The sequence below is a fragment of the Leptolyngbya sp. FACHB-60 genome (assembly GCF_014695775.1).
Classification (GTDB): domain Bacteria; phylum Cyanobacteriota; class Cyanobacteriia; order Phormidesmidales; family Phormidesmidaceae; genus Nodosilinea.
In genome coordinates, this window is record NZ_JACJOX010000034.1 from 18475 (window position 1) to 32199 (window position 13725).

Sequence of the window (13725 nt, forward strand, 5' to 3'; positions counted from 1 at the left end):
ATTTCAACAAAATCATGATGGTAACTTCACCATCCACCGCCACCCATACACGCTTACAAGCGCATGCTGCACCTTCCTACACCTGGCCCTGAATATCGCTAAGCCGGGCGAGGTCGATCAGCTGGTCCCGATTACCCACATCAGCGTGCTGGAAGCAGAGGCGGGCTATGGCGTGGGCGAAAAAATCTGCGAATTTGAGACTGAAGCCGGTGCCACTGCGATCGGAGATGCGCTGAACCCTGAGACGATCGAGGAGGTGGTTGTTTTCGCGGTGGAGGGGTTGGCCTCGTTTTTTAGGTCAATGGATGACGCGGCAGGGCAACCGCCCTTTGCGGAGCCTAGCTAGCCAGAGCAAAAATTGGCACTCGATGGAAAGGGGGCCTTTGGGGGAGGATATAACTGAAGGGTAGCTTCGGCCCAAGCTGGATAGGTCGGGCAGGAGCTAACAGACAAGGCCTCTGAAAGTATAGAGCGCTGATATGCCCCAGCGGCTGGATGAACTCCTGCAAGATTGTACGGTCAAGATTACGGTTCCTGGCGGCTGGGGGACGGGGTTCTTTGTTGCGCCGGGGTTGGTTTTGACCTGTGACCATGTGATCAAGGCGCTGGATGCTAACGCTCGGGCTCTGATTGATCGGCAGCAGCGGAGTTTTGCTGAGGCGGCGGTGGTGGAACGGCGGCCTCAGCTTGATTTGGCGCTGCTGCAATACTCACCCTTGCCCGATGTCGAGGTGCCCTGTGTTTATTTGGGGGAGGCGTTTCAGCCTCGGGACGATCTGTACACCTATGGCTATCCCGATAGTTTTCTTCAGGGGACGTCGGTAACGGGTGTGTGTGAGGGCTCAGCGACGGAGAATGGCTCGGAGTTGTTGGTATTTAAGCTGGCCCAGGTGCGTCCGGGATTGAGTGGTGCGCCGCTGCTGAACTGGAGGACAGGCCAGGTTTGTGGGATGATCAAGTTTACGAAGGATCGCACCATCGACCTGGGCGGCGGTGCGATTCCCACTCGGGTGATTTTGGAGCAGTTCCCGCAGCTGCGAGACCAGCAACGGCAGTTTCACCAAGCCAATTGTCGTTGGCATGACCTAGTTACAAAGCCACAGGGCGAAGTTGACTTTGAACCCTACTTGCAGGCTCTCACAACGACCTACCACAACTGGTGGACGCACTACACACTGACAGATGCTACTGGACGCATTGCAGCACCGAAGCCCGAAGGCGCTTCACCTTTTGACTTTGGTCTGATGGTGAAGGCCGCCGTAAAGGAAACGGATGGTCCTGGCTCTGACCCGAAATCGGAGGAACGAGAGAAAATTGAACGGCTGCCGGTGCTGGAAGGGATTCGCAAGTATGCCGACAACCATGTGCTTCTGGTAGGTCGCCCTGGGTCAGGTAAGTCCACAGCGTTAATTCGGTTGCTTCTGGAGGAGGCTACCCAGGCATTACAGCAAGGCGAGGGCCAGGTCCCTATCCTGGTAGAGCTGCGTTACTGGAATACTTCCATCCAGGGACTGATTCAGGGGTTTCTGCAACGGCATGGTCTGAAGTTAAATGACTCTACCCTGTCCAAACTTCTGGGCCAAGGACGATTTTTGCTGCTGATCGATGGGTTGAATGAGCTGCCTTCGGAGAGCGCGAGAACTCAGCTTTCAGCCTTTCGGCGCAACCACCCCAAGGTACCGATGATCTTCACTACGCGAGATCTGGGCCTGGGTGGTGACCTGGGGATTGAGAAGAAACTGGAGATGCAGCCGCTAACCGAGCCGCAGATGAAGGATTTCATTCGCGCCTATGTGCCCCACCAGGCGGAGTCGATGCTGCGGCAGTTGAATACTCGCCTGCGGGAGTTTGGCCAAACCCCGCTGCTGCTATGGATGCTGTGCGAGGTGTTTCAGCAGTCGCCCAATCGGCAAATGCCCACCAATCTAGCAGAGGTATTTCGGGCGTTTACGACGATGTATGAAGACAGCAGCGTGCGGAAGCATGAGGTGGCGTTGCTGAAGGGGGATGTGCGACCTTTGAGCGATCGCCGCCTGTGGAAACCAGCTCTGATTGCCCTGGCGGCCCTGATGATGCAGGGTAAAACCCCGGTCGATTTTCGCCGAGTGATTCCTCGCGCCGAAGCCAAACGCAAACTCGGCAAAATCTTTGCCAAGGAGAAATTCCCCGTTCGCGACATTTTAGATGACCTACTCAAATACCACCTGCTGCAAAACCGCACCACCGACCAACTCGAATTTGGCCACCACCTCATCCAGGAATATTACGCGGCAGAATATTTGTTGGGCCAGCTGCCAAAGCTAAGCGATGAGCAACTCAAGCGCGACTACCTCAACCTTTTGAAGTGGACAGAAGCGATCGCCCTGATGCTATCGCTAGTGGATGACGAGCCTCAAGCACTCCGGGTGGTGAAGCTGGCGATGGATGATGTGGATTTAATGTTAGGAGCAAGATTGGCTGGGGAAGTAAAGCCTTTACTCCAAACCAAAACGATAGGCTGGCTTGATAGTTGTGAGTTTCCAACACGACTTAAGGTTCAATGTTGGGCAATGAGCCACAGTCAGGCGGCCATCCCCGGCTTGTTGAAAGCCTTTGAAGACCGACACTTCTTCGTTTGTTTGAATGCGGCCGAAACGCTAGGGAAAATCGGCGGTGAAGCGGCCATTTCCGGCTTGTTGAAAGCTTTGGACAACCAAAAGTATCATGTTCGTAGGGTTGTGACCGAAGTATTGTGGAAAATCGGTGGTGAGGCGGCCATTCCCGGCTTATTGAAAGCCCTAGAAGACCAATCCTCCAATATTCGGGGGAGCGCAGCCTATGCGTTGGCGGAAATCGGCAGTGAGGCGGCCATTCCCGGATTGTTGAAAGCCCTGGACGACCCAAACTCTGATGTTCGTGAGAAAGTGGCCTATGCGTTGGCGGAAATCGGCAATGAGGCGACCATTCCTGGCTTTTTGAAGGCCCTGGACGACCCAGACTCTGATGTTCGTGAGAGAGCGGCCTATCCGTGGGAGGAAATCATCAGTGAGGTGGTCATTACCGAATTGCTGAGCGACCTTGAAGACCAATCCCCCGATGTTCGTAAGAACACGGCCTATGTGTTGGGGAAAATTGGCAGTGAGGCAGCAATTTCTGGATTGCTGAAAGCCCTTGACGACCGATACTCCGATGTTCGTGGGAGTGCAGCCTATGCGTTGGGAGAAATCGGCGGTCAGGCAGCAATTCCCGGATTACTGAAAGCCCTTGACGACCAATACGATTATGTTTATAGGACCGCAGCCTATGCGTTGGGGAAAATCGGCGGTGAGGCAGCAATTCCCGGATTACTGAAAGCCCTTGAATATCCAGACTCCGATGTTCGTAGGAGTGCGGCTCATGCGTTGGGGAAAATCGGCGGTGAGGCAGCAATTCCCGGATTACTGAAAATCTTTGAAGACCCAGGCTCCTATGAAAGTATTAGTGCGACTTCCGGTATTCGTAGGAGTGCGGCCGATGCATTGGGGAAAATCTGCGGTGAGGCAGCGATTCCCGGCTTGCTGAAAGCCCTGGACGACCAAAACTATAGTGCTCGTGAGAGCGCAGCCCATGCGTTGGGAGAAATCGGCAGTGAGGCAGCCATTCCCGGCTTGTTGAAAGCCCTGGACGACCCAAACTCCTTGGTTCGTGGGAGTGCGGCCGATGCGCTGGGGAAAATAGGCGCTGAGGCGGCCATTGCCGATTTATGGCAGTTGCATTTTCGGCAACCAGAAGATCACCTGGAGAATGCGATTTCTGCTATCCAAAACCGCCGCCAATTCTATAACCACGAAATCTGGCAAGCCTATCTAGCAGGCAAGCAGGGCGATAGCGCTCCCAGCCAAAGCGATAAAACAATCGAAAACACAGTAATAATCAAAGCTGTAGAGCAACTAACAATCATGAGCGACAAATCACCCGTTTTTAATCAGCAACACGCAACGATCGGTGTTAATTATGCAGCAGAAGGCAGTCAACAAGACTTCACTCAGCATATCCACGCCCCAGAGCAAAATTTTGAGATTCTTCTAACGGGCTACAAACACTTCATCGACGAACTCCAGCAACAAAATCCCCACATCACCAACGAAACCGCCATCATTCAGACCATCGATATCGAAGCGAGACGCATCGATACCCGCTGGCAAAACTTCCTCAATCTCAAACGTCTGTGGAATGGCGGTAAAAAAAGCAGCCATCAAAGTCGGCGAACACTTTGTCGAATCTAATCCCTGGGGCAAAGGCGCGATCGCATTTCTCGAAGGCGTCAGCGAGGACGTGAAGTAAAGTCATTGAACTCAGCGGACTCAAAAACATGTAAATTACCATCGACTTACTCACCAATCTGTTCAGCATCTGCGCTATCAAGGCTGGTTATGATTGTCGCCAATGTCACCTGCTACCACCTCGAACTTCAGCGTGCCATAGAGCGACCCCAATCCGGCGAGGCCCGCGTTATTCCCATATTGCTGCGCCCTGTAGACTGGCAGGGTGCCCCATTCAGCCAGCTTCCCCTCCTGCCCAAAAACCACCAGCCCGTCACCACCTGGCCAAACCAAGACCAAGTCTTTCAGGAGATTGCCGCAGGTATTCGCGAAATCGCGCTTGAATTGAGGCGCAACGCCCCAGCAACAGGCTAACCATCCAACAACATCCCCAAGGAGACCTCTAAATGAGCTTCTCAGACTCTCGCAGCGACACCGTGCCAGTACAGCTCCCTAACGGCGCAACCGTCAAATTTGAGGTTACCCAGACCGGGCGAGAAGACGTCAGTTTTGATCCCAAACAGTTTCAGCCCGTCGCTGATGCGATCGAGGGGGTCGTACAAATGATTGCCACCCCCATTCAAAAAGCCAGACCCAAAAAAGCGACGGTGAAATTTGGCATGGAACTAGCCATCGAGTCAGGGCAGCTGACTGCTGTGATTGTCAAAGGGGCTGGCAAAGCCAACCTAGAAATCACCCTAGAATGGGAGCGATCAGATAAGGTTGAGCCACGAGTCAGCTAGAGACACTGGTGCAATACTGGACTGTCCAGCTCACCTTATCCCGTGGGGTAGACAAAGTGGTGCTTAACCTGCGTTGAATTTCACGTCGAATAGTAAGTGGTCTAAAACCCAGCTTAGTCATTGCCATCGCTGGTTGAGAACAAAATACCGAAAGAGCTTGGTAGACCTTGAATCTCAGCATAATCATCCCCCGTTACCAACGTGGGGTCTTCTTCATAGTCCTCAACAGCTTCCTCAAAAAAACGGTTACAGAGCCACTTAGCAACCTTACCAAAATCGCGGTCAGCATCCAAAAACAGTACACCTACAACCGCCTCAAACATCTCTCCCCATACGCCAGGCTCATCCTCAGGAGGTTTCCGGTTTTTCCGATTCCAGGAAGAGCTAACCTCGGGTAAGCCAAGGGCGATCGCAAAGTCAGCCAAGGAAGGTCTATCCACTAGATATTGTCGATAGTCATCAAAATCTTCGGGAGTTAATTCGCGCCTGGTGCTATAGAGAAGATCCGCCAGAATGGCATCTATCAGCATGTCACCCAAAAAAGCAAGACGGCGGTATTCTTGCTCGATCGTGACTTGCTGGCTGGGCGGCAGTCCCGACTCATTGATAGTGCAGGGATCCGTAAGGGCGATTTTAAGCAACTCGTCACTGTGAAAATCGGGAAACGCGATCGCACGCTTAGCCTCTTCAAGCTTGATCATGATGGCAGGCATCGATAAAAGTCCTTGCTGGGTTCACTCAACCATTCTTCCCAGTGGACTCCCTCGCTTCTAAAGCCTCCCCCAAAAGCATTTCAACCACAAATGTAAATGATCGCTGCTCTCTATCTGCGATCGCCTGAATGGCTTCCCTCATCGGGTCTGGCAGGTAAATGCTGGTCTGGCGCTTTTGGGTAGTCATAACCGCTCTATCTAGCTCTAGAGCAAGCCTAGGTGAAGCGTTGCGATTAAGGGTAATCTAATCTAGAGTAGATTAAACTAATATAGATAAGCATATCCGCTAGTTCAAGTTACCTCAGCCTTGTTGAGTAGCCAGGCTAACCTTCGCCAGCACCCAGGAACTGCTCTCCCTATGGCTCAACCCTTTCCACACCAGCGATCGCATCAGCTTCATCTCATCTATCGAGCCGTCGGGTATGCTCTCAAACCTGGTCACTTGCACCTCCCGCCAACGACTAACTTACCTGCCGCATTTCCCCAGGTCGAAGCGCCCCACTTTCACTACGGCGATCGCCTCCGCTGGACTCCCCATGGCGACGCGACCGATTGGGGCCTGGTCATTGGCCAGTTCTACAGCTTTGCCCCCCACAGCCGCCGCTGGCAGTGGTGCTACCTGATCTGGCTCAATCCTGGTTCTCCCAGTGCCACCTGGGTCAGAGCCGATATTGCCTGGGAAGACGACCTCGAACCCCTTGACGAGGAGTCTATCCGATGAATCCCCGCCCCCTTTCTCACCGCGAGCAGCGCCTAGTCGAGCGGTACAGCTACTGCCAATTGGGCATGACGCCCCAGCGGTTTTATGCGAAGTGGCAGGTGAGCCAAGAAGACATGGCCGTGATCTGCTCCCGGTCGGTCTCGACAGTGCGAGGCTGGTTTCGCAAAGGTCGCAGCTATCGCCGCCCCACCCCTGTAGACCTTCGCCATCTGGCCCTGATGGATTTTTTGCTCGACAACTTTGACCAAATTCCAGCAGACCTACGGCAGGCTCTCTGCACCACCGAGCAGGAAGACAATCATACTTAACCCAAAATTGTCAATATCACCGTGCTCTGTTTTGGCGAATCTCCCCGGGCTAGGGTGGCATCAATTGCACTGCATTGATGCATCGGGGAGGACATTCATATGAGCCAAGGGTACCGAATCATGGCCGATATCAAACATATCCAGGCGGCGCTGGCAACGCTAGGGCAAGGCTCATACCGTCTGCAAAAGCTGCCTCGGCAGGCTGTCTGGCTCGTTCACGGTAGAAACAGCAAAACCTACCGACTGACCTTCCAGCCAGCCCCGATCAACGCTTGGACGCTGCATCCTCCTGATCGAGAGGCCTCTGAGCTGTTGGGCAAGATAGAGCAGGCGTTAAGGTCCAGCGCTGCCAGTGCCGGAGAAAGCGGGCAGTCTTACCCAATGGATTCTGTCAGCGAGCAGGAGATCTACCGTTTAGAGAGCCAGCAGTACTCTTCATCTGCGGCCTACGAGGTGGAAGCTCCCACGGCCTACAACCAGCTGCTCCGTCCCTGGTGCGTTGTTCAACTCCTCCCCCACATGCAGCGACGCACCGTAGCCCGGTTTCGGCGGCGCAATGATGCTGATGCCCATTTGAAAGCCCTGCGGCGGCTGAGCCCTTCAGCTCAGTACACCGTTGTTTTTGATCCAGCTCCATCCATCCTCTGCATAACCCCCAAGGAGCAGCGAACTGGGTGAGGTGCCGGTACTTAACTCTACTGCCTCAAAGGGCTTCGCTAAGCCCTTTGAGGCATTCCTCTAAGTGTACTGACCCTAGCAACGCCAACAGATCTCTGAATGACTGTCAAATGCTTCTTATAGAGGCTATTTGCCTATAATCTGTTTCTGGAAGTCGGCCATATCCGCAAACGCAATGCCACACCTTAAGCAAATGCCCGCAGCCCACTCGGCAGGTATGGGGAAGGGACACTTGCAGCAGGGACAGCGGGCCAACAGAGTCAGCCCATGCCGCTCACAGTACTGAGTAGCCTTGTACTGCCAATGCGATCGGTGATACGGCTCGTCACCATAGCAGGCTGCACAAAGGCGAAGGGTGCCTATCTGCATCGGTTCTTGGGGTAGCAGCGCCTTTAGGGCTGCCTGACTAGCCCCAGTGATCTCAGCCAACCGTTGAAGCTGCCTCTCAGAGGGAGATGGGGTGTAGCGCAGCTTGCGCCAGCGTCCTACCGCAACAGTACCAGCAGTGATGTGCTGAGCAAGGGCATTGGGCGTAATACAATTCACCGCACAATAACGCCCCAGAAAATGACTAAAGCTTTCCCCGGCAAAAGGCTCTAGCTGAAAGTGCCATTGATGACTCTGCTCAAATTCCATATCTAAAACTGAGCCGCCACTTCCTGAAGCCGTTCATAGCTGATCTTAGATTCCCCTTCAATCAAAGCTTTTCTAGCCGCCCTACGCAACAGCTCATCCATCTTGCCAATACATCGTCCCGTAGCACTCTCAATCAAACTAAAAGGCTTCTTAGCAGTCAGGCTTGATGCCACTGGAAAGCGAATTACAGTAGCTTCCCAAAGCTCTACCAGATCCTTTAACTCAGCAGATAAAACCCGCCCATACTGATAGCGAGGATAACGCCTTTGTACCTGCTCATCCTGGCAGATAAGTGCATCCAAACGATCAGTTCCAATCAGTACAATAGATTTTACGACCTCGGCTTCTTCAAGATACTGCATCTCGCCTAATGCATCTCTTTTGAGGTGATTAGCCTCATCAAATAGCAGAACAGATACCTTGCGACTAGTCAAAGTCTGACGAGCACGATTCCGAAGAAGGCTAATATTACCCTTGGTGTATGTAAAACCCAAAGCCTTCAGCACCTCCTCATAAACTCCCTTCGGTGTACAGTTTGGTGGCAAAAGAACATACACAGCATATTCATTGGTGGAGATGCTCTTTAGCCGTCTAACATAAGCCTTTGCTGCTACAGTCTTCCCCACTCCGCTATCTCCTACTATGCGAGAGCAGGCATTGCCTAAACGGCACTCTTCAAGGTATGTGTGACAACCTTGAACTTTAGGAAGATCGAAGTAGGGTGTTTTGGCAAGTCGCTCTAATTCCTTTTGTGTTTCAGGTGCTAATTCAGGCAGAGCCCCTAGTGCAGAGGCAACTTGATTGGCTTCTCGGCTCATAATTTTAGTTACTCAAATAAATCATCTTGATAAGATACTTGCAAGCTAAGAAGCGGGTTAGCCCTAGGCTTTAGATCTTCCTCTTGGGTATCGGTAGGGCTATCCCTCAAATCCTCCATGGAATCAGTAAGGAGCTTTTTGTTTTCTTTCTAGGCTACCTTACGTCTTTGGCGAAGCGTCTTCTTCGGCTTATCGTCTTGCTTTTCAAAAAACTCAGAGATATTTGTAGAGGTTACTACTGTATTAGAGAGCTTCATTGCTTTCTTGATAGCCTGCCACTCCTTCAAAGACCGACGCTCAAATCCCTCTAGTAGAGGAAAGCCCCTAGCCAAAAACTCCTCTTTATTATGCTCAATTCGGTAGATATAAATGACTCCAAGGTTGTCAGGATCATACCTCAAAGCCATCTTTTGACCGGCATATCCAGCCAAGTATTCTCCTTTATAAACAATATCCTCAAAGCTAATATGGCCACCTCTTTGCACTTTACGGGTAGCCTGCTTCAGTAAGCAAACATCCAATTCCCGTTCACTCGGCAACGTAGGACTGTGTAGCAAACCAGCCTCCCAACGTTGATATCGATTTTGCCTAGTTCTATCATCAATGCTTTGGTTGTACTGATGAATAATATATCTCACTAAACCTTTCTGAACTTCCTCTAAAGTGAAGACGGCATACTGCTCAGCACCCTTTGGACGCTCTTGTACATTTGAGCCTTTATAGCCTTCTAGTTTTGACCAGACCTGATCATTAAGCGTTCTAAAAAAACGCTCCACGATTCCACCTTCCGAGGGACGAGAGCGGTAATGCCAAGTAAACCCAAGCTGTCCTGCTACCTGCTGAGCATGATCAGACCTAAAATCTTTGCCGTTGTCTGTATAGATATGCTTAGGTAAACCATAAGTTCCCCACTCAGCTTTTAAGTCATAGCTCGCAGAGTATCGCTTAGGTAAAATGGCTTGGCGCAAAGCCAGGGTAACTACCTTAGAGCTAGGAGCGTCAAAGCCTAAATGAAAGCCTACGATACAGCGTGAATAGGAATCTACTACGGTAGTCAACCAAGGGCAGCCTAGCAAATTTCCCTCTTGATCAACGAGTAGGATGTCGGCAGGCGTATGGTCAATTTGCCAGACTTGATTGCTTGCTTCCGGCTTCAGTTCCCCACCATCCTTAATACTAAGGATTAAGGTTTCTCCTTGCCACCCAGGTGTTCTAATTGACTTTTTATTTTCCTCAGCTTCGTACAAAGGTTTGAGTAAATCATAAATTGTGCTTTGAGCAGGAGGCTTTAACCCTAGATCAATAGCTTTTTGGCGAACATGCTTATACACGTCCTTTCGATTAAGCCTTTTCCCATTACGATTACGGTTTTTGAACAGCTTCGTGGCACAATTTTGTAACTCTGGATGTATCCGAGACTTGCCCTTATCAGCACGGGTATCGTCTGCTAAGCCAATCAACCCTTTCTCATACCACTGCCTTTTGTAACGATGTAAGGTTCTTTCACTGACTCCCAGCTCCGCCGCTTCGGTTCGGAGCCTATCACCATATTCCTTTCTAGATGCACATGGCTCAAGGAGCCGCATGATGGCATCAAGCCTCTTTTGCGCAGTAGGGCTTAGTTCAACAGGAAAAACTACCTGTTCATCAAGGTTTGGGGTCTCTTCAGACAAAGTATCCATAAACCGACACCTAAATCTGGAATTCGCTGGAAAACGACACTTAGTTCCGGAATGGGCTGAATCAGCAGTTTTGGGTTCCTAGAATCCGATTAAGCGTATCCGTCGCCTCAAACCGTTGATTTGCTGTCGATTTAGTACAATTGAACTAATAATACTTTAGTGACACTAATTCTGTAAAGTGTCATTTATCTCTGGAACGTACAGCTGCGGAGTTGTGGGCTTAGACCCTGTCCAATTTTATGCCGTAGGGGTAAGACCGGCTCATTCTAGGGCACATCCACCTGAGGATGTTCTTTTGCTGAGGGTTGAGGCCTATTTTAGTATCCCTAGGCCAGTCTTTGTTTGACTACCTACATTTAGCGATCGCCAAGCAGCAAATGAAGCTTGATTAGTAACTTCGTAAATTTGATTGGTAACTTCACAAGCTTGGCTGATAACCTTGCAAGCTTGCGAAGTTGTGAATGCGATCGCAGTGGTCACTACAGCATTGATGGGGATGACTGCGGTAGTAGATGAGGTAAGGGGAGCGATCGCCGTAGCCACTTCCGGCAGTACCAGGATAACCTCGCAACGCTAAGAGAGTTTATCTAGGAAAAATCCTCCTAAAGAACGCAGCTTGCATCCTATTTAGTCTTGCGTAACGAACCAGCCAACCCCCTGTTGAGTTATCCGCCTAAACTATGGTAGAAACCACCCCATCAATCAGCCTTTAGATCAAGAACATCGTGAATTTGGCTATCTAGAATAGAGCTTGTATGCCTTTCTTGATTAAATTGCCATGGGTTTGCGCGATCGCTTCAGTCAGATTAGCGGACAGACCCGCTTTGTCGTGTGTCGCATTTTTGTGCATCTCTCAGGCCGAGAAGTAGCACCACTTCTCGGTGTGCTCAATCAAACAGCACGTAAAGCAATTAATTCAGAAGGTGATATGCAAGTGTTGGGCGAGCAACTCGTGCAGGTTTGTGAAAGCTTGCTAGAGTATGAAACTTTTTGGCAATCGGCAGCCAACGAAGGAGATGTTCTTTGGGATGAGGGCGATGCTGGAGATTACGTCAATGAGCTATTTACTGACTCAGCTGGACGTTATGGTAGCGAAATAGGGTCTGCCCCCAATAGAAGTGAGGATTTCGCAATCCCCGTAACACAAAATGTGGTTGTCATGCTCACAGTTGCTTGTGAAGGCGAAGTGCCTGAACTAGAAGATAATCTAGCCGACATCACTGCATTGAAATCAGGCTTAAAAGCTCTAGTTAATTTGAACTATAGAGGGACTTTGAGAGCAATTCAGATACATTTTTCTCCTGCTCAATTGGGAGACGAACTCACATCAGACCAACTGATCGAAAGTTTCCCTGAACTCATTCCGCTCTAGTTTTTCTGATTTACAATGCTTCTCCCTTAACTAAAATGATGCGTAAACTTTCTGCTTCTTTATTGGCATTAACCCTAGTGTTGTCGTCGGTTGCTTGCACTAGCCTAGAAGGTTACTCCACTTCGCAACCAGCACCGCAACCTCCGCAAGAAACAACTGTCCCTGTTGCTGCCACCTCAATTACAGACGGCGCTTATCCTGTGCAGCAAGCCACCTACGATGACAGTTCGGGTGAATACAGCCTAGTATTGCTCAACACTGCGCCTGAGCAGTCGATGTTTCGCAGCGCCAATTTGCCATTAGCACGTCTAACCGACGAAGAAATTTCTGCGGGAAAATCGAGTGAACTGCGCGTTGAGAACGGACAACCGGCGCTGTATCTGACGTCCGACTTTCGCATTGAATATGTTCACAACGTTACTGAAACTCAAACCGATCCGCAGACTGGACAGGAAGAGGTCGTCATTGTTCGTCGAGAGCCCAGCTTTTGGACGCCATTTGCAGGAGCATTAGCCGGTCAGGCGGTTGGCAATTTACTCTTCCGTCCGCAGTACTACATGCCGCCAATTTATCGACCGGGTGTAGCTCTAGTCGGCCATGGCGGTTATGGAAGAAGCTATAACGAAGCCGTTTCGCACTATCGGTCACGCCACCAAGCACCTCCTGCTGAATATCGGAACCGTCAGTTTCGGTCAAGTGGCAGGCTACGCTCGCCTGGTACTACTGCCCCACGCGTTAATACCAATAGACCTTCAGGCAATGGCTACGGCAACAGTAATCTGCGACGTAATAACCGACGAAATGAGCGTGCTCGGCCTTCAGGTGGTAGTTTTGGTAGTTCACCACGCCGCTCGGCCCCACGTCGTAGCTCTGGTCGCAGACGGCGGTAATAGCTTAGTGCGATCGCGATGGTCACTACAGCATTAATGGGGATGACTGTGATAGTGGACGAGGTAAAGGGGCGATCGTAGCCCCCACTTCGACAATTTTCCTCACTCAACCCGCAGATTCCCCCCGCAAGGACTCGCCATCGGGCAGCAAAATCTCGGCGTCGCGAAAGATCAGGGCAGTCATAACGGATAACGTTGGCTAGCTCGTTCAGCTTTAGCCTAGCGAGAAACCGGAGCAGCAAGCGTTTAGGCCACCGGGCTAAACTAACGTGAAGGCGTCAAGGCCGAGACAAGGAGCTTCTTCTAATGGCGGCGGCACTGGTGCCTGCGATCGCCCCCCAAACCACGGTCGCCACCAGGCTGAGAGCAACGGCCCGAGCATCGATCGAGTAGTCAGTCACGTCGCCGCTGCTTAGCCCAATCATGCGGTTGAGCGGCACCACAACCAGCGCCAGATAGACCAACCCCACCGTGCCGCCGCCTAGGGCGGCCCCTCTGGCCAATCGTCGCGTTGTGCCGCCTAGGACACCCCCCAACCCTCCCAGCCCAGCGGATAGCCCAAAAAATATCCAAGCCGGATAAGAGGACACTAGGACAGGCAAACTAACGCCCACGTGATTTCGAAAAAACGGCCCGCCCCAGTTAAACACATAGTAAAAAAAGAGCACCACAATTAGGTATTGGCCGACGCCACCCACCAAGGCCCCGACCGCGCTGCCCAGCCAGGGGCGTTTGCGGCTTGCTGAAACCTGTTTTCCCATAGTATTTGGCTCAAGGGTAGAGGGAAACTCACAGCTACCGAGTCGGTGTGGTTGACTAGGGCTGCGTAAGTTGAGTCAGCTGGGATTGACGGTTACTTCAGGCTCATTGCTGCGATCGCATTG

15 protein-coding genes are annotated in these 13725 nt (G+C 51.4%); 9 read left to right on the top strand and 6 right to left on the bottom strand.

Annotated features, from left to right (window positions below; translation table 11 throughout):
• The first annotated feature begins 145 nt into the window (after window positions 1–145).
• The 4 genes from H6F57_RS13845 to H6F57_RS13860 all read left to right on the top strand — a co-directional run bounded on the left by H6F57_RS13845 (window position 146) and on the right by H6F57_RS13860 (window position 5023).
• Window positions 146–346: a hypothetical protein gene (locus H6F57_RS13845; protein ID WP_190626337.1), complete on the top strand. Its 201-nt coding sequence runs from the start codon at window positions 146–148 to the stop codon at window positions 344–346.
• 133 nt (window positions 347–479) lie between these two features.
• On the top strand, window positions 480–4244 hold the full coding sequence (locus H6F57_RS13850) for a HEAT repeat domain-containing protein (protein WP_190626338.1): 3765 nt from the start codon (window positions 480–482) through the stop codon (window positions 4242–4244).
• Between the two features lie 147 nt (window positions 4245–4391).
• Complete coding sequence (locus H6F57_RS13855; RefSeq protein ID WP_190626339.1) at window positions 4392–4655, top strand: hypothetical protein; 264 nt, start codon at window positions 4392–4394, stop codon at window positions 4653–4655.
• 32 nt (window positions 4656–4687) lie between these two features.
• The gene (locus H6F57_RS13860; protein ID WP_190626340.1) at window positions 4688–5023 is read left to right on the top strand and encodes a CU044_2847 family protein; all 336 of its coding nucleotides are present in this window, start codon (window positions 4688–4690) and stop codon (window positions 5021–5023) included.
• A gap of 113 nt (window positions 5024–5136) precedes the next feature.
• On the opposite strand, the gene H6F57_RS13865 is transcribed toward H6F57_RS13860, so the two are convergent.
• Together H6F57_RS13865 and H6F57_RS13870 are read right to left on the bottom strand one after the other, a co-directional pair.
• Window positions 5137–5736: a ribonuclease III domain-containing protein gene (locus H6F57_RS13865; protein WP_190626341.1), complete on the bottom strand. Its 600-nt coding sequence runs from the start codon at window positions 5734–5736 to the stop codon at window positions 5137–5139.
• A gap of 25 nt (window positions 5737–5761) precedes the next feature.
• Window positions 5762–5923, bottom strand: coding sequence for a hypothetical protein (locus H6F57_RS13870; RefSeq protein ID WP_190626342.1), 162 nt, complete (start codon window positions 5921–5923; stop codon window positions 5762–5764).
• A gap of 171 nt (window positions 5924–6094) precedes the next feature.
• Between H6F57_RS13870 and H6F57_RS13875 the strand changes: the two genes are divergently transcribed.
• The 3 genes from H6F57_RS13875 (at window position 6095) to H6F57_RS13885 (ending at window position 7443) form a co-directional block, all read left to right on the top strand.
• Entirely contained in the window at window positions 6095–6457 is a 363-nt protein-coding gene (locus H6F57_RS13875) for a hypothetical protein (protein ID WP_199289661.1), read from the top strand.
• Window positions 6454–6765 (top strand): helix-turn-helix domain-containing protein, encoded by a 312-nt coding sequence (locus H6F57_RS13880; protein WP_190626343.1) that lies wholly within the window; start codon window positions 6454–6456, stop codon window positions 6763–6765. The genes H6F57_RS13875 and H6F57_RS13880 overlap by 4 nt, the downstream gene beginning before the upstream one ends.
• Window positions 6766–6864: 99 nt before the next feature.
• Complete coding sequence (locus tag H6F57_RS13885; protein ID WP_190626372.1) at window positions 6865–7443, top strand: hypothetical protein; 579 nt, start codon at window positions 6865–6867, stop codon at window positions 7441–7443.
• 126 nt (window positions 7444–7569) lie between these two features.
• Here H6F57_RS13885 and H6F57_RS13890 read toward each other — a convergent pair whose 3' ends face one another.
• The 3 genes from H6F57_RS13890 to H6F57_RS13900 form a co-directional block, all read right to left on the bottom strand.
• Entirely contained in the window at window positions 7570–8079 is a 510-nt protein-coding gene (locus tag H6F57_RS13890) for a TniQ family protein (protein WP_190626344.1), read from the bottom strand.
• A gap of 2 nt (window positions 8080–8081) precedes the next feature.
• Window positions 8082–8897, bottom strand: coding sequence for an AAA family ATPase (locus tag H6F57_RS13895; RefSeq protein ID WP_190626345.1), 816 nt, complete (start codon window positions 8895–8897; stop codon window positions 8082–8084).
• A 149-nt stretch (window positions 8898–9046) separates the two neighbouring features.
• The gene (locus H6F57_RS13900; protein WP_190626346.1) at window positions 9047–10579 is read right to left on the bottom strand and encodes a Mu transposase C-terminal domain-containing protein; all 1533 of its coding nucleotides are present in this window, start codon (window positions 10577–10579) and stop codon (window positions 9047–9049) included.
• Window positions 10580–11357: 778 nt separating this feature from the next.
• Between H6F57_RS13900 and H6F57_RS13905 the strand changes: the two genes are divergently transcribed.
• Together H6F57_RS13905 and H6F57_RS13910 are read left to right on the top strand one after the other, a co-directional pair.
• Window positions 11358–11951 (top strand): DUF1517 domain-containing protein, encoded by a 594-nt coding sequence (locus H6F57_RS13905; protein WP_190626347.1) that lies wholly within the window; start codon window positions 11358–11360, stop codon window positions 11949–11951.
• Between the two features lie 597 nt (window positions 11952–12548).
• Window positions 12549–12878, top strand: coding sequence for a hypothetical protein (locus H6F57_RS13910; RefSeq protein WP_190626348.1), 330 nt, complete (start codon window positions 12549–12551; stop codon window positions 12876–12878).
• Window positions 12879–13119: 241 nt separating this feature from the next.
• Here H6F57_RS13910 and H6F57_RS13915 read toward each other — a convergent pair whose 3' ends face one another.
• A complete protein-coding gene (locus H6F57_RS13915) occupies window positions 13120–13602 on the bottom strand; it encodes a hypothetical protein (protein WP_190626349.1) in 483 nt (160 codons plus the stop codon).
• Window positions 13603–13725: the final 123 nt, after the last annotated feature.